The organism is Azorhizobium doebereinerae UFLA1-100 (genome assembly GCF_000473085.1).
GTDB classification, from domain to species: Bacteria; Pseudomonadota; Alphaproteobacteria; order Rhizobiales; family Xanthobacteraceae; genus Azorhizobium; species Azorhizobium doebereinerae.
In genome coordinates this window covers 1-15,570 of the sequence record NZ_AXBA01000043.1, presented here as the reverse complement: position 1 = coordinate 15,570, position 15,570 = coordinate 1, and the positions used below count along the sequence as shown (strand labels likewise).

Here is a 15,570-nt window from a genome sequence, read left to right as displayed (position 1 = left end):
TCGCAGATGCATCGTTCCCGCAACCGTGTCCAAGCCGCCCTTCTCGCATGCGTCGCTCTTGGCGCATGGGTTGCCGGTTCCGCCGGCATGGCCAACGCTCAGACCCCCGCGGACCAGGTCGAGACGCTGGCGGCCGCCGTTGAGCGCCTGACCGCGCGGTCCCATGGCCACCGCGAGATTTCGCTGAAGGAACTGGGCATCCAGCGCCCCGTCGTGCTCAACGGCATGGACGCCCGCCGCGACCTCTTCCTGCCGGTGCCGGCCGGTATTCCCATCAGCGATGCCAGCGTGGCACTGGAGGGACGCTACCTGCGGGGCGAAGGCGGACGGACGACCTACGTGGCGGCGGTGGACGGCGTGCCGGTGGCCTCGCGCTCCGTCGGCGAGGAGCAGGGCAGCGTCTCGGATCAACTGCCGGTGTCGGGCGAGCCCCGGCCGAGCGGGTTCGTGAACCTGAACGTCGCATGGTCCTCCGTGGTGGGGCGCGACCTGTGCGAGGACGAGCGCTCCATTGGCAACGTGTTCGAAATCAATCCGAACACCCGCTTCAGCTACCGATATGACGTCTCCGCCGTGCGCGACATTGCGACCGCATGGTCGGCGCTTCCGAGCCGGCCGGTCCTGCTGCTGCCGGCCGGCCAACTCCCGCCGGACGTCTATGACGCGGCCTGGCGGATCGGAACGGTTCTCGCGCGGGCCGGAAAGGCGGTGCAGATCCGCACGCTTCCGCGCATCGGCGACGAACTGGACACGGACGGCCTCACCATTCCGCCCGCCTTGCTCTCCATCGCCCCCTTCCAGTCCCTGGCGCGTGGCGGCCGGATCAAGATCACCAGCGATGCCGAGGTGGGGGCGCTGCTGCTGCTCCAGCGCCAGGGTGGCGTTGACGCGGACATCATCATCGGCACGGAGGGCTTCAGGGCTCAATCCGATACCGCGATGCAGGCGCTGCTGGCGCAGTTCGCCACCGCGCCGGGCGAGGCGGTGGCGAGCATCACCAAATGGCGCAACGAAGCCGGACTGGCCATGGCGCCAACGGCCGATACCATCCGCCTGGTTCCGGGCGCGGGTCACCCGGTCCTGGCCATCTCGCCGGAAGGGGGGGCGCGCGCGGCCGGCTTTCTGTCTGACCTGTGGCGCTCGCTCGCCGTCGTCCCGGCGGTCCGCGTGGCGGTAGCGCAGGGGCCGGACCTGTCCGACGCGTCGTCCATCCCGCTGACCTTGCTGGGAGGGCGGGTCGGCAGCTTCGACGTGCTGGCACGCGGGGAATGGAGCACCACCTTCGATCTGTCGGCGATGGTGGCTGGCGGGCGGGTGCCGGGCGGGTTCGATCTCGATGTGTCCGCCGCTCCGAGCGCGGGCGTCACGTCGCCCATCGCGTCTATCTTCTTCAACGACTTCCTGCTCGGTGCCCGCAGCCTGAAGGCCGATGGCCGTCCGGAGCGGATCTTCGTCAGCGTGCCACACTACGCGCTCGCCGCGCGCAATACGCTTCGCGTGGTGGTTCAGCGCCAGCCGCTGAGCGATCGTTGCCGCGAGGTGCCGCAGGCCTTCCCGGTCACGGTCCAGCCGTCGAGCCGCGTGCTGCTGGAAGCGGCGCCCGACAGCGTCGATTTCATCGGCGTGATGCCACGCTATTCGGATAAGGCGACGCTGATCGTACCGCGCACCTATTTGTCCGAGGCCACGTCCCTCATGCGGGTCATCGCCCTTGCCAATGCGGCTGGCCTGCCCCCCGAGCGGTCCGGCTTCAGCGTCGTTGCGGAAGGCGCCGAAGCGCGCCCGGACAGCGCCTTCCTTGCTGTCGACGCGCGGGTCGCCGGTGTCGAGGGCAAGGTGCGGGTCGAGGACGGCCGGCTCGTGCTCAACACCTCCGCCAACACGACGCTGCTGGATGTGGCCGGTCTCAACCGGCTGGGCGTCGCGGAAGCGGTGAAGGCCGGGGACCGCTACGGCATTGTCTATCGCACCATCGGCCACGAGCCGCCGGCGCTGGCGCCGTCGCTTCTGCTCGGGCGCGGTGATGTCACCGTCTTCTCCTCCAGCGGACCCGTGGTCGCGCTCGACACGCGCACGCCGGACGGTAGCGTCGAGGCGGCGGATCGCGATGTATTCAGCGTCTTCACCAAGGTGGGCCGTTCGGTCGGATCACTGGTGATTGCGGCCGGCATCATCACTTTCCTGCTTTTCGTCCTGCTCGCCGTTCTGGCGCGGCGCCGCGCCGCTAAGGGACACTGATGCGCATGCGGCAAAAGGGGCAGCGGCCATGCTCTATTTCCTGACTTACGGCGGCGCTGAATATTACATCGTTCTGGAATGGTTTGCTGCCGTAACTGCCGTTGTCATCGCGATCTCAAGTCTCGATGACCTATTCATCGATGTCTATTTCTGGGTGCGTGAGGTCTATCGCAATCTTACCGTGAAGCGGTTGTTTCATCCGCTCACCACCGAGCAGCTCCAGGAAAAGTCACCGCAGCCTTTCGCCATCATGATCCCGGCTTGGCGCGAGGCGGACGTGATCGCCCTGATGCTGGAGACCATGGTCTCCAGCCTGGACTATCGCGACTATGTGATCTTCGTCGGCACTTATCCGAACGATCCGCGGACGGTGGCCGAGGTGGAGCGCATGCGCCGCCGGTACAAGCAGCTCCAGCGGGTGGAACTGCCACACGGCGGCCCCACCAGTAAGGCGGACTGCCTCAACTGGGTGATCCAGGCGATCTTCCATTATGAGGAGATCCACCGGATAGAGTTCGCAGGCGTCGTGCTGCACGACTGTGAAGACGTCGTCCATCCGATGGAGCTCTATCTCTTAAATTATCTCCTGCCGCGCAAAGACCTCGTCCAACTGCCGGTGGTCTCGCTGGAACGCCATTGGTACGAACTCGTGGCTTCCACCTATATGGATGAGTTCGCCGAGTGGCACGGCAAGGATCTGCCCGTGCGTGAGAGCTTGTCCGGCATGGTGCCGTCGGCCGGCGTCGGCACCGGGTTTTCCCGTCGCGCCCTGCTTGCTCTGTGTGCGGAGAATGCGGGCCGGCCATTCAACGTGGACAGCTTGACGGAGGATTATGACATCGGCCTCCGGCTGTCCCGGCTCAGCATGAAATCCATCTTTGTGCGATTTCCCGTGCGTTACGAGATCCGTCGGCGCTCGATTTTCGGTGCAGAGCATGCGACCGAGCTGCAAATGCCGCTCTGCGTGCGAGAATATTTCCCCGACAGCTTCCGCGCTGCCTACCGCCAGAAAGCGCGTTGGACGCTGGGCATCGCGCTGCAAAGCTGGCGGCAGATCGGCTGGCCCGGCTCGCTTGCAACCAAATACCTGCTGTTCCGGGACAGAAAGACGCTGGTAACGTCATTGTTTGGCATGCTTGCCTATGTGCTTGTTATCCATTTCCTGTTGTTCTATGTGGCCGCTTCATTAGGCTTCTGGACCGTTCGATTTCCGCCGGTGTTCGCAGATAATACCTGGCTGGAATGGGTGCTCATATTCAATCTGGCATCTCTCATCCTTCGCGCCGTGCAGCGCGGCTATTTCGTCTCGCGCATCTACGGCTTCGAGCAGGGGCTTTTGTCCGTGCCGCGCATGGTCGTGTGCACCGCGGTCAACTTCATGGCGGCTGCGCGGGCGTGGCGCGTGTTCATTCAGAACGTCCTGTTCGGCACCGCGGTGACATGGGACAAGACCGCCCACGTCTTTCCAACCGCCGACCAACTGCTGGCGCGCCGTCGCCGGCTCGGCGACCTGCTCATGAGCTGGCAGGTGCTGGACGGAGGGCGCTTGCAGCAGGCGCTCGCGGAGCAGGCGGAACGCGATCTGCCGCTCGGTCGCATCCTCATCTCCCAGGGGTGGCTCGACGATGAGATCCTGGCGGAGGCGATCGCCGTGCAGTCCGATCTGCCGCGTTTCCAGCTCACCGCCGATGAGGTGAAGCGGCATGGGGATGATCTGCCGCGCGCGCTATCGATCCGCCACCGCGCCATCTCCATCGGTCTGGGGGAGGATGGCCAGCCGCGTGTCGCCGTGGGCGGTCCGCTGTCGTCGGATGGGCTGCTTGCGATCGGCACAGTCTTTGGTGCCATTCCCCAGCAATATGTGGCGCGCGAGAGTGAGATCACGTCCGCTCTTCGCCTGCTGTCGGAGGCGGTGGGCGATGTCGCGCAGGCCGACCGCAGCGGCGTCCCTCTGCTGGGCGATCTGCTGATCGAGCGCAGGCTTGTGAAGCGGGCCGATTTCGAGGCCGCCATGGAGGATTATCGGCCGGAACGGGACGGCCGGATCGGCGACCATCTCGTGACGCGCGGCGTGGTGACGCGCGCGGCCGTCGAGGCGGCGTTCGAGGCGCAGCGGCGGATGGTACGTCAACAGGTGGATGCATGATGGCACAGTCGCGTGCTTGGATCCTCGCAGCCGTGGTGCCGGTGCTGGCTGTAGCCCTTGTGTCCGCGGCGCCGGGAGCGGCGCGCGCCCAAGGCGCGCCGCTGACGCGGCTTTATGCGCCGAAGCCTCCGGCGGGTTCGGCTTATGTGCGCGTGGTCAATCCCACAGGTGTCGCTGCGGCCGTGTCCCTGGGCGGAGCCGCGCCGGTGCCGCTCGGACCGGGCGGCGCGCGCGCGACCGCCTATCGTGTGTTGCCCGGCGGCACGCCGCTGGCGTTGAGCGTGGACGGCAAGTCTGTCGCGGGCGATCCCGTGCCGGCGCCGGATGGCTTTCTGACCGTTGTGCTGTCAGCCGCCGGGCAGACCTGGGCGGCCAGGGCGCTGGCCGACGCCACGGACGGCCGCGACGACCTTAAGGTGATGCTGCGCTTCTATAATCTGGCCGACGGCTGCAGTGCGACCCTGGCGGTGGTGGACGGCCCTGCCGTATTCGAGGCGGTGCCGGCCACGCAGAGCCGTCAACGGGCGATCAACCCGGTGGAGGCGAACCTCGCCGGACGCTGCGGGACCAAGGTCTCGCCCCCGCTCAGGCTGCCCAAGCTGAAGGCCGGGGACCACTACAGCCTGTTCCTCGGCGGCAGCGCGGCCGAGCCCCTGCTGGAGGGGCAGATCGATGAGACCGAGCCTTTCCGCGGCGTGGCCAACTGACGGCGCAGTGGGAGGCGTCGGGGAATGGTCTTTGCCAGCGACAGTTTCATCTTTCTCTTCCTGCCGGTCTTTCTCGCTGCCTACGGCCTGGCACCGGCGCGCTTGCGCAATCTCACGATCCTCGCCTTCTCCTGGCTGTTCTATGCCTGGTGGCGGCTGGACTTCCTGCCGCTCATCATTTCCATCGCCCTCTGGTCGTGGCTGACCGGGCTTTGGATCGCGTCGCGCCCGCCGGACGGCAGGCGCCTGCCGCTCGTCTTCGCCATCCTCTGGCCGCTGGTGGCGCTCGTCTGGTTCAAATACGCGAACCTGTTCGCGGATACGGCGATCTCGCTTGGAGCGCCACTCACCGGATGGCAGGCAATCGTGCTGCCCATCGGCCTGTCCTTCTTCGTCTTCGGGGCCATTTCCTATTCGGTGGACGTGGCGCGCGGCACGGTGAAAGCTGAGCCGAGCTTCATCAATTACGCCACCTACCAATCCATGTTCGGCCACCTCGTGGCCGGTCCGGTGGTCCGGTACGAATGGGTGGCGGCGCGGCTGAAGACACGGTCCTTCGCCCCCCAGGAGTTCGCCCTTGGGGCGGAGCGTTTCATGCTGGGCTTCGCCCAGAAGGTCCTCCTCGCCGATACGCTGGCGCCGCTGGTGGACGCGGGTTTTGCCCTCTCCCATCCGAGTGCCGGCGACGTGGCCCTGGCCGTGTTTGCCTACGCGCTCCAGCTCTATTTCGACTTTGCCGGCTACAGCTCCATGGCCATCGGTCTCGGCCTTATGGTGGGGCTGAGATTCCACGAGAATTTCGACAACCCGTATCTTGCCTTGTCCATCACCGAGTTCTGGCGACGCTGGCACATCAGCCTGTCCACCTGGCTGCGCGACTATCTCTACATTCCGCTCGGAGGGAGCCGGGCGGGCCTCGCCCGCTCCTGCGCGAACGTGATGATCACCATGGGCCTCGGTGGCCTGTGGCATGGGGCGAGCTGGACGTTTCTCGTCTGGGGCCTGTGGCATGGCCTGGGGCTCATATGGGTGCGACTGTGGCATGCGCTCGGACTGCCGGCTGTGCCGTCGGCTTTCGGGCATGTGGTGACGCTCCTGTTCGTGCTGTTCGGCTGGCTGCTGTTCCGTGCCCAGAGCTGGGCGGAATTCGCAGTGATGCTCCATGGGCTCTCCGGTGCCAGCGGGTGGGTGATTTCGGATGCTCTGGGCGCCGTGCTGCGGCCGACGCAGGTCCTGACCCTTATTCTCGGCGTGGGGCTTGTCTATGTGCCGCTCGTTGATCGGGTGGCGCCCGGATTGGCTGGCGTGGGACGCCGCCTCACGTCCTGGTCGGCGCTGCCGCTCTGGCTTGCGGCGGTGTGGGTGCTTCAGGGCCGCACCGTCGTCCCGTTCCTGTACTTCCAGTTCTGAGCGGGGAGACGGATGACAGACAAACACCGCCTGGTCGCCACAGCCCTCTTCCTGGCAACGTGCACCGCCTGCGTCGTGCCCGTCGTCCTGCATCTTTCGGGGCCGGCGGGGCGCAGCCTGGCTGAACGCCTCAGCTGGAGCGCGATCCTCGACGGACGCTTCGCCGCCGCTTTCGATCGCGACGTGGCGGCCGGGGTGCCTGGCAGCGCAAGGCTGAACGGCATCATCGATGGCGCGGTCTATGGGCTCGTGAAGGATGCCGGGGCGCAGGTCCGCGCCGGCTGCCCGCAGTGGCTGTTCCTGGCCGAGGAAACCCAGGAGGTGCGGGGGGGCGCCGCCAATCTCGCGGCCCGCGCGCGTCTCGCCCGCCTGGTCGCGGCGGATTTCGCCCGCCGCGACATCGCCCTCGTGGCCCTGCCCGTGCCGGACAAGGTGGATCTCGCGGACGCGGAAACCTGCGGCCTGGCGGTTTCCGGTCAGGCCCGCGCGCGCCTGGCCGACTGGCGCGCCGCTTCGCGCGATGTCCCGCTCCATCAGGTGGACATCGTCTCCGGCTGGCCGATGCCCGGCTTCCTGCGCACCGACACCCATTGGGACATAGCCGGTGCCGCCTTTGCGGCCCGGCGCGCCGCGGCCGTGGCGGCCGCGCTCGTGGGGGCGGGGGAGACGCATGTCACGCGAAGCGAGGGCGCGCCCTACGAGCGGCCGGGCGACCTGATGCGTCTTGCTGACCTCACGTTCACGGCCGCGGTGTTCGGTCCGCGGCCGGATGTGGTGCGCGATGTGAGCGTGGACATCACGCGCTCCGGCGGGTTGCTGGATGAGGCGCCGGCGCCCGGTTTGGTCCTGGCCGGTTCCTCCTTCTCGCTCAACTCCGGTTTCCTGGAGGCGCTCGAGGCGGCCCTCGCTCGTGAAGTGGTCCAGCGCAGCGAGGCGGGCGGCGGCTTTGCCGGCGCGCTGCTCGCGCTCTTGGAAAAAGATGCCGGTGCCCTTAAGCCGGTCACTCTGGTGATATGGGAATGGCCGGTGCGGTCACTGACTCTGCCGCTCACTCCTGCGGAGCGCCGCTACATGGAGATCCATGCCCATGATTGACCATGTGAACCGTCGCGTTTTCCTGCGTCTCGCCGCCATGGCGGGCGGGGCGAGCCTGTTGCCGGGAATGGCGGCGGCGCAGGACAATGTCGTGATCATGGGCAAGGGAGGCTGGCTGTTTCCCGGCTGGGAAAGTCTGACGGATGCGGACAGATCCGGCGTCGCGGGGACGCTCGCCCTGGTCAGGGACGCGGGGGAGCGGCTCAACGCCCGCTCCATAAAGCTGCTGGTGCTGCTCGTGCCGTTGAAGGCGAACTTCTATGTGGACCGCCTGCCGGAGGGCACGGGCATCGCCCCCGACGTGGCGGCGCGCTACGATGCCATCCTGTCCCAGTTCAAGGCCAGCGGCATCGACACGGTGGATCTGCGCCCCGCGCTGAAGGGCGTGGAGCAGGGCAAGCAGACCGCCTTCTACCGGGCGGACTATCATTGGACAGCCTGGTCGGCGGAGGCGGCGGCGGACGAGGTGGCGAAGGCCATCAAGGCGAGCGTGCACTTGTCCGGCCGCCCGGGCACGGGCGATGTCCTTGGTCCATGGATCACGCAGCGGAATATGGGCGACCTCGCGCAGCGCTTCCTGTCGCCCGAGCAGCAGAAGCAGGTGGGGCCGGATCTCTACACGGTGCGCACGCCGCCCGAGACCAAGAAAGGGCTGCTCGACGCCCCGCCCGCGCCGGTGCATGTGGTGGGCAACAGTTTCGTCCAGCCCTATCTTGGCTTTCCGCAGCGCCTGTCCAATGATCTCGACCGGCCGGTGTCGCTCACCTGGAACCCGGGCAACGTGGGGCCGTGGTTCACCTTCTTGCAGTATGTGACCTCACCGGACTTCGCCCGGCAGCCGCCGCAGGTCATCGTCTGGCAATTCAACGAGGGGGCCTTCCACAGCGGGCCGGACTCGACGGCGCAATGGGATACGCCTTCGATCATGCCGCCGCAGGTCTGGCGCGACCGGATGTCCGCCGCCATCGGCAGATAGGCGGGGAGGGCATGCGCCGGTCGTCCCGCACCGCCGTTGCAACTCTTGACAGATGGTCGACATATGGACGGGTCGCTCGCTTGCGGACAGCGCGTCGATGCGGCGCACGGTCTGGAGCGCGATCGCCGACGGCGCGATGCGCGCATCTGCGACATTCTCCGAACGGGGGAAAATCATGTCGGCATAGAATGAGGAAGGCAGGCCGAGCGGGTCAACCCAGCGTTTGCCCGGTCGCTTCGTGGTTTGAGGCGGTGCGGTTCCGGCCGCCGGCTTTGGCGGCATAGAGGAGGCGGTCCACCCGGCTATAGAGCCCGTGATAGTCTTCATGAGGCAGGCGTTCTGCGATGCCGAAGCTTGCCGTCACGGACATCTCCTGGTCGGGCAGGGGAAAAGAGTGGCTGGAGATGGCCAGCCGGAAGGCCTCCGCGCGGACGTGCGCATCTGGAAGGAGGGCGTCGGGCAAGAAGATTGCGAACTCCTCGCCACCGAGGCGGCCAAGACATTCCGAGCAGCGCGCGGCCTGGCGGAGCACCTTGCCCACCTCGCGTAGGACCGCGTCGCCGGCGCTGTGACCGAAGGTGTCGTTGATCCGCTTAAATCGGTCGATGTCCAACAGGATCAGCGCCCCTGGTGCGGACTGCGCGGTGGCGCCGGCGAAGCGGTTCTCGAAGCCCCGGCGATTCAGCAGGCCCGTCAAGACGTCCAGGTCTCGCTCGTGACGCAACTCTTCGATGATGTCCACGGCGGTGGCGGCGAGGATGGCAAGGGCGAGGCTCGTGCCGAACAGCGCAAGGCAGAGCTGTAATGTCTGCCAAAACGCGGAGTTCACGAAGGCGGCAAGGCCACGCGGCGCGGCGAGACCGAGAGTCAGCAGCGTGCGCGGGAAGAAGTGCAGGCCGAGAAGGAGGAGGATCCAGAAGAGCAGACGATCCACGCCCCGCCCACGCGCAAGATGGCGCAGGCGCCATACGGCATAAGTGAAGATCACGCCGTAGGAGACGTTCTGGATATAGATGCGGACCGTCAGGTCGGAATGGACGTAGGAGAAGCAGAAGATGGCCAGGACGATCAGGCCCAGGGCGGAGAGGTAGGCGACGGTGGGGAGCGGCCGCTCGTAGCGATAGAGCAGCGCCGCCGCTGTAAGCAGCACCGAGCCGCTATAGAAGACGGCGGACACGACGGCATTGGCGTTCACGCCGGGCGGCAGGTGCAGGATCTGCGAGCACGCCCCCAGGGTGAACAGCAGGCATGCGGCACTGAGGATGGCGAGATGCCGACGCCGGCGCTCCAGCAGCCAGAATAGGAGGAACGCGAATCCGAAAACGGCCACGATCCCGGCCGGGATCAGGGTCAGCGTCTTGCGGATGATTGTCGTTTCCATAAGAAATATGTGCAGATAGTGCCGCCCAGAATATTGGGGAGCATTGACCATCCCGTTTCCCCGGCGGGATTGCGTCGGCGGGCGGGAAGCTGCCGAATGGGGTCTGTATCATTGGTCGGTCGCGCGAATCCCATCGTCACGGGTCGCGCAATATCGAAGCGGTGACTGTTGTTCATCCGCGCCCGGAAATGGGGGGCGCAGTCTTCAGCGGCGTCACGCGCCGATGCATTCGACTACATCGAGCGCGTCTACGACCACTACCGGCGTCACTCGAAACGGGGCCATGTCAGCCCCGTGGCATGCGAGGCCCGCACCATGCGGGCTCAACCTGCTGCCCACAGCACCTGGAGCAGGCCAAGGTCTCGTTTCTCACGACAAGGCGGCCGGCCCCGGAGCGATACCCAATCGCCGTCGCGCGCCAACAATATCCGGAAGATGAGTTAACCTTAACTGTGATTTAACCACGCCCCCTGACGGTAGTGTCATGACTACCGTGATTCAGCCCATCCCCCTTCGCCATCTCGCTCCGACGGCGCTCCGCCGGATGCGGCGCCTGTCCGTGGCCACTCTGCTGGCTGCCACGGTCAGTATCGGCGCGCTCGCGGCCCACTCGCCAGCCCTTGCCCAGGAGCCCCCGCTCACGGGGCAGGCCTGGGAAACGGCGGACAGGGCCTACGCCGCCTATCGGGCCAAGGACTACGCCAATGCGGTGACGCTCGCACGGGATGTGCTGAAATTGCGGCCCGACGTGGCGCGGCTGTGGCTCCTGCTGATGGATGCCCAGGAGGCGCAGGGAAAGGTCGCGGAATCCCTCGCCACCGCGAAGGCCGCGATTGCGGCAGGCATCAGCGACCCGAGCCTCGTCGCACGCTTGCGCAGCCAGAGTCGCGTTCTTGCTCAGGCGCCCTCGCTGGCTGCCAACAAGGCGCTTGAAGCGCGCGATCCGAAGCGTGCGCAAGTCGAGATCCGCAAGTCGATAGACCTCGTTCCGGATGATCTCAGCTACCGCGTGCTCCTGATCTATGCCTTGCTCGCCGACAACCAGTTGGAGGCTGCTGAGCAGGCGGCCACCGAGGCGATGAAGGTGGACCCGCAGTCCTTCCTGCCCCAGGTGCTGCGTGGCCATGTGCGCGAACGCCTCGGCCGCATCCCGGAGGCGGAACAGGATTTCGACAATGCCCTCAAGGACGAGGTCCTGAGCGGGGCGAGCGCCCGCGACGTGCGCCTCGTCATCGCCGACGCGGCCATCGCCGTGGGCCACCCGCGCCGCGCGCTCTCCGTCCTCGAGACGCTCGGCAACGTGCAAGACGGTGCCGTAGCCGCGCGGCGCGATCTCGCCAATGCGCAGATCGCCAACCCCGGTGTCGTGCCGCGCGATGCCGCCCGGACGTTGCCAATTCCCTTCCAGAGTTGCCGCGACACGCCCTATGGCCCGGTCTGCACGCTCGTGCCGGCGACCACGCCGCCCGGGCTGAACGCCGTGACGAGCCCCGCCTACAAGGCGGCGGAGGACGCCTATGAGGCCTATCGCGGCGGCGACGACAAGCTGGCGGAGCGCAAGATTCGCGAAGCCTTGGCCAGCTTTCCCAACAACACCGCGTGGCGGCGGCTGCTGATCGACACGCTGGAGCGCTCGAAGCAGTACGAAGCCCTGGACACCGCGATCGGCCAGGCGGTTGCGGCGGGGGATACGGATGCCTCGCTGCTGGGGCTGCGGGCCGTGACGCAATCTGAGATCTCCGAGCCGATGGCTGATCAAGCGATCAAGGAGCTGGCGCGGCGCAATCCGAAGGCGGCGGCGGAACTGGCGCAGAAGGCGGTCGCGCGGGCGCCGCATGCGATGAACTTCCGCCTTTTGCTCATTTCCGCGCTCATCTCCTCGGGCCAGGCGAAGGCCGCGCTCGCGGCGGCAGGCGATGCGGTCAAGGAGGACGAGAACGATGCCCTCGCGCGCGTGCTGCGCGGCTACCTGCTCCAGCAGAGCGGAAATCGCGCCGGCGCGGTTGCTGATTTCGACCGGGTGTTCCAGTCGAACGTCCTGACCGATACCGAGATCTTGAACTATCGGCTCATCGCGGCGAACGCCGCGCTGGCGGCGGGGCAGCCGGCGGAAGCGCTTGCCGTTCTCAAGCCGGTGGCGGATGACAAGAACGGCGATGTCGCCGACCAGCGCAAGCTTGCCGAAGCCATGCTGGCGAACCCGCGCCGGGCGCGGCCGGCGCTGCTCGCACCCGCCACCCTCTGTCAGTCCACCAATTACGGCATCATCTGTTCGGTTTATTTTGGCGGCGCGGGTGGCGGGCCTAGCGTAACCGGATACGAGGATGCGACCGCCGGCTACAAGGCCCTGGGCGTGCGCGACTATGCCGCCGCCGTGGCGGCGGCGCGGCGGGCGCTTGCTGCCGACCCCGGAAACGCCAACTATCGCTTGCTTCTGCTCAATGCGCTGGCCGCCCAGGGAAAGCTGCAAGAAGCCGAGGCCGTCGCCACGTCACTTCTCGCGCGCGATCCGCGCGATGGCGCCATCCTCGCCCAGCGCGGCTATTTGCGCTCGCGGATGAAGAATTACACGGGCGCCATGGCGGACTTCTCCGCCGCCCTCGCCTCCGGGCGGCTGCGCGGGGGCGAGGCCCGCGGTGCGCGGCTGGCCTTCGCGGACGCCGCGCTCGGCGCCAAGCAGCCGGAGCGTGCGCTTGAGGCGCTCGCGCCGTTCGGCCATGACGTCAGCTATGACGTCTCCGCCCGCCGGGCCTTCGCCCTCCAGGCTCTGGGGCGGCACGAGGAAGCGCTCGCGGCGTTCGATGCGGCCTATATGCGGGCGCGCGCGGCGGGTGAGCGTGTGACCATGCTGCGGGGGGGCATTGGCGAACTCGTGGCGATGGGACGCAATGCCGAGGCCAGGGCGCGTTTCGAGGCGGCGTATGCCGCCGGCGAGTTGAAGGGCCTCAGCGCCCTGGATACGGCCTATCTCGCCAGCCAGGCGGGGGACAAGGACGTGGCCTATCAGTATTTCCATCAGGCGGAGGAGCAGGGCAGCCTGCGCCGCGGTCCGGCCTTGATGGACGCCGCCTATGCCGCGAAGGCCACCATTCATAACGAGGAAGCAAAAGGCCTTTTCAAGCAGGCGATCGATGCCACGCAGACAGGTGAATTCAAGGCTTCCCCACAGGTCGCCTATGGGTTGCGGCGCGAGGTTTCCGAGCTTGACCGCACGTGGGGCGCCTACGCTTCGGTGAGCTATGGCGCGGTGGGCGTCGCGCCGTCCTCGCCGCTTTCTCCGCCGCCGTCCGCAGGACATACCATCCAGGGCGGTGCCGAAATCTATTGGCGTCCGCCGGGCATCGGCTACCAGAATGGCGCGATCGTCGAGGTGTTCGCCCGCGCGTTCCAGACCTGGTACGCGGAGAACGGCAGCAGCACCGGCTGGGACACGACGCAGGGCAGCGTCGGCGTGCGCTGGAAGCCTTTCAGCACCCAGAACCTCGTGCTGGAGGCGGCCTATCTCTTCCCCATCGGGGAACTCGCGCGGGAGGATGTCCTGCTGCGCGCGGCCTATTCGATCGGCGATGGATCGGACCTCAGGGTGGATGTGCCGGATTGGAACTATTGGCAGATCTACGGCGAGGGTGATTATTATGTGGAACTGCCGGAGGCCATCGGCCTATTCGAGACCCGTTGGGGCCGTGCCTACCGTGCCGATGCCATCAACGACCGCCTCGTTATCACGCCCTTCCTTGCCATCGGCGGCGGCTACGATACGGCCTATGCCACGCGCGGCGCGCTGGGCGCCGGACCGGGCATCAACGCGCGCTGGTGGTTCCGTGAGGAACTCTACCACGCCCCCATGTCCTTTGTTGATCTGACGCTGCAATACCGTTTCAAGCTGGCCGGAGACGATCGGGGAGAGGGCCTGTTTGCGGGAGCGCTGCTGTCCTACTGATGGACCCCTGCTCCGGCTGCGCGTGCCCGCTTCAACCCTGCGCAGATCGCATGGCGGCCTTCAGCAGCCAGCGGCCCGGCGTCCACGCCAGGAACCGCGCCTTCCGGTCAGGATGGGCGATGAAGACGAAATTGTTCACATAGACTTGGCCGGCGCGCACGCGCGTGCCCTGGGCGGTCAGCGCGCCGGGCGGCTGGTGCTGGCCAGGGTCGAAGGCGGAGATGGGCTGCACCGCGCCTTTGCAACAGAAGAAGCCTTCGTAGCCCAGAGGTTCCAGCAGCCCACGCAGGGCGGACACCGCGCCCGCATGGTGGCGCTCCTCGGCTTCGACAAGTAGCGTCGGCCGGTGCGCGGCGAGCAGGCGGGAGGCGCCGCGTAGCACCTTCAATTCGTGCCCCTCCACGTCGATCTTGATGACGTCGACGGGTCCCGTCATGCAATCGTCCAGCATGCGGCACTGGACCGTTATCTCGTCCATGGGGCTCTGGGCGCGTGTCAGGAAATCACCGTCGATGGTGCCGAGCGGGGAGAAGCCGCACGGCACATGCAGCGTGGCAGTTCCGGCCTCATCGCTCAGCGCACAGTCGAACAGGCGCAGACGGCCGGAACGGATGGCCTTGGCGAAGCGCAGTCGCAAAACGCGGGCGAGGAGCGGATTGGGTTCAAAGGTCTCGACACGGCCCCCGAGGCGCAGCAACCAGAAGGTGAAAAGCCCGTTATTGGCGCCGATGTCGCAGATGGTGTCGCCCCGCCGGACCAGCAGCGGCAGCAGATGCGCGGGCTCTTCGACCCGCATCGCGGCAGCCAGGTTGAACAGCAGCGCGAGCCCTCCGAAGAGTCGAGGAGTGCGGGCCTCCATCTGTGCTTTTAATGTTTCGAGCACGACGTTTCCTTCCGGGCGAGCCGTACTACGGCCGAGTGTCATCCTGTAACATGTTCGGGGAGGTATCGGCATCGAGGTCGAGCCGGCCTATTACAAGATCGCTTTGAACCGGCTTGAAAATGGGAGGCAAAGGCTGAGAGGGCTCCCCCTCAGCGCTGCCCGGCAATGGGGTGAAGGGCGCATCAACCGCGCGGCCTTGTTCTCGCTCCGGCGGCTCCAGATCACGCGCGAGCCCTGGCCGCGGGCCATGGCAGCGCTGGACGACGCCATCCGCGTGGCGGGCTCGCGGGAATATGTGCGCTTCTACCGGCGGGCCAACACCCGCGCGAAATGGGAGCCCATCACCATCGATCTGGCCTCGGCCGTGTGAGGGCGGCCATGGGCGCGGCAGCCACCAAGGCGCTCACCGGCGACGAGCGGCCCATGGTGGACCAGTTCAGCGACTGGTTCTGGGGCCAGTCGGGCGAAAAGGACAATGACCTGAAGGCGTCCCGCGAACGCGGGCAGGCCGCGGCGAAGGCCGAGGCGGATGGCGCCAAGGCGGATCGCGTCGCCGCGCTCATCCCCGCGCGCGAACGCATGATGGCGCAGCTCGGCTCCGGCAACGTGATGGGCGCCGACAAGCTGAAGACGGGCATCGCCGCCGTGGACGAGGAGCTGAAGAAGGCCCTCCAGTCGGCCGACCTCGGCCCCATCGCGCGCGCCGAGATGGAGAAATACGTCCAGTCCCTGACCGCCGAGGGCGAGCGGGCGACCGACGCCGCCCGGCGCATCGCCGCCGAGCTGACCCGCAT

Annotated in this window: 11 protein-coding genes; 9 read left to right on the top strand and 2 right to left on the bottom strand. The window is 67.0% G+C overall.

The features are described from left to right. The first annotated feature begins 6 nt into the window (after positions 1-6). The 6 genes from YU1_RS0123010 to YU1_RS0122985 are packed head-to-tail and all read left to right on the top strand — an operon-like array spanning position 7 to position 8,572. The gene (locus YU1_RS0123010) at positions 7-2,238 is read left to right on the top strand and encodes a hypothetical protein (RefSeq protein WP_156922384.1); all 2,232 of its coding nucleotides are present in this window, start codon (positions 7-9) and stop codon (positions 2,236-2,238) included. A 28-nt stretch (positions 2,239-2,266) separates the two neighbouring features. Beyond that, complete coding sequence (locus YU1_RS0123005) at positions 2,267-4,384, top strand: glycosyl transferase family protein (RefSeq protein WP_029006083.1); 2,118 nt, start codon at positions 2,267-2,269, stop codon at positions 4,382-4,384. 32 nt (positions 4,385-4,416) lie between these two features. Further along, entirely contained in the window at positions 4,417-5,091 is a 675-nt protein-coding gene (locus YU1_RS0123000; protein ID WP_198019024.1) for an alginate O-acetyltransferase AlgF, read from the top strand. Between the two features lie 24 nt (positions 5,092-5,115). Continuing rightward, complete coding sequence (locus tag YU1_RS0122995; RefSeq protein WP_029006081.1) at positions 5,116-6,501, top strand: MBOAT family O-acyltransferase; 1,386 nt, start codon at positions 5,116-5,118, stop codon at positions 6,499-6,501. A 12-nt stretch (positions 6,502-6,513) separates the two neighbouring features. Then, entirely contained in the window at positions 6,514-7,596 is a 1,083-nt protein-coding gene (locus tag YU1_RS0122990) for an alginate O-acetyltransferase AlgX-related protein (RefSeq protein ID WP_029006080.1), read from the top strand. After that, positions 7,583-8,572: an alginate O-acetyltransferase AlgX-related protein gene (locus YU1_RS0122985; RefSeq protein ID WP_198019022.1), complete on the top strand. Its 990-nt coding sequence runs from the start codon at positions 7,583-7,585 to the stop codon at positions 8,570-8,572. The genes YU1_RS0122990 and YU1_RS0122985 overlap by 14 nt, the downstream gene beginning before the upstream one ends. Before the next feature lie 211 nt (positions 8,573-8,783). Here YU1_RS0122985 and YU1_RS0122980 read toward each other — a convergent pair whose 3' ends face one another. Continuing rightward, a complete protein-coding gene (locus YU1_RS0122980) occupies positions 8,784-10,004 on the bottom strand; it encodes a GGDEF domain-containing protein (RefSeq protein WP_245263424.1) in 1,221 nt (406 codons plus the stop codon). 508 nt (positions 10,005-10,512) lie between these two features. On the opposite strand from YU1_RS0122980, the gene YU1_RS0122975 reads away from it, so the two are divergent. After that, positions 10,513-13,893 carry a bacteriophage N4 adsorption protein A gene (locus YU1_RS0122975; protein WP_198019020.1) on the top strand — a complete coding sequence of 1,127 codons (3,381 nt, stop codon included), beginning with the start codon at positions 10,513-10,515 and terminating at the stop codon, positions 13,891-13,893. A 31-nt stretch (positions 13,894-13,924) separates the two neighbouring features. Here the strand turns inward: YU1_RS0122975 and YU1_RS0122970 are convergent, their stop codons facing one another. Beyond that, positions 13,925-14,818 carry an FkbM family methyltransferase gene (locus YU1_RS0122970; protein ID WP_084540065.1) on the bottom strand — a complete coding sequence of 298 codons (894 nt, stop codon included), beginning with the start codon at positions 14,816-14,818 and terminating at the stop codon, positions 13,925-13,927. A gap of 61 nt (positions 14,819-14,879) precedes the next feature. Between YU1_RS0122970 and YU1_RS32895 the strand changes: the two genes are divergently transcribed. Continuing rightward, positions 14,880-15,146, top strand: a complete 267-nt coding sequence (locus tag YU1_RS32895; RefSeq protein WP_245263423.1) for a DUF3164 family protein — start codon at positions 14,880-14,882, stop codon at positions 15,144-15,146. Positions 15,147-15,154: 8 nt separating this feature from the next. Then, a partial coding sequence (locus tag YU1_RS30845; protein WP_035716451.1) for a hypothetical protein occupies positions 15,155-15,570 on the top strand: 416 nt, incomplete at its 3' end.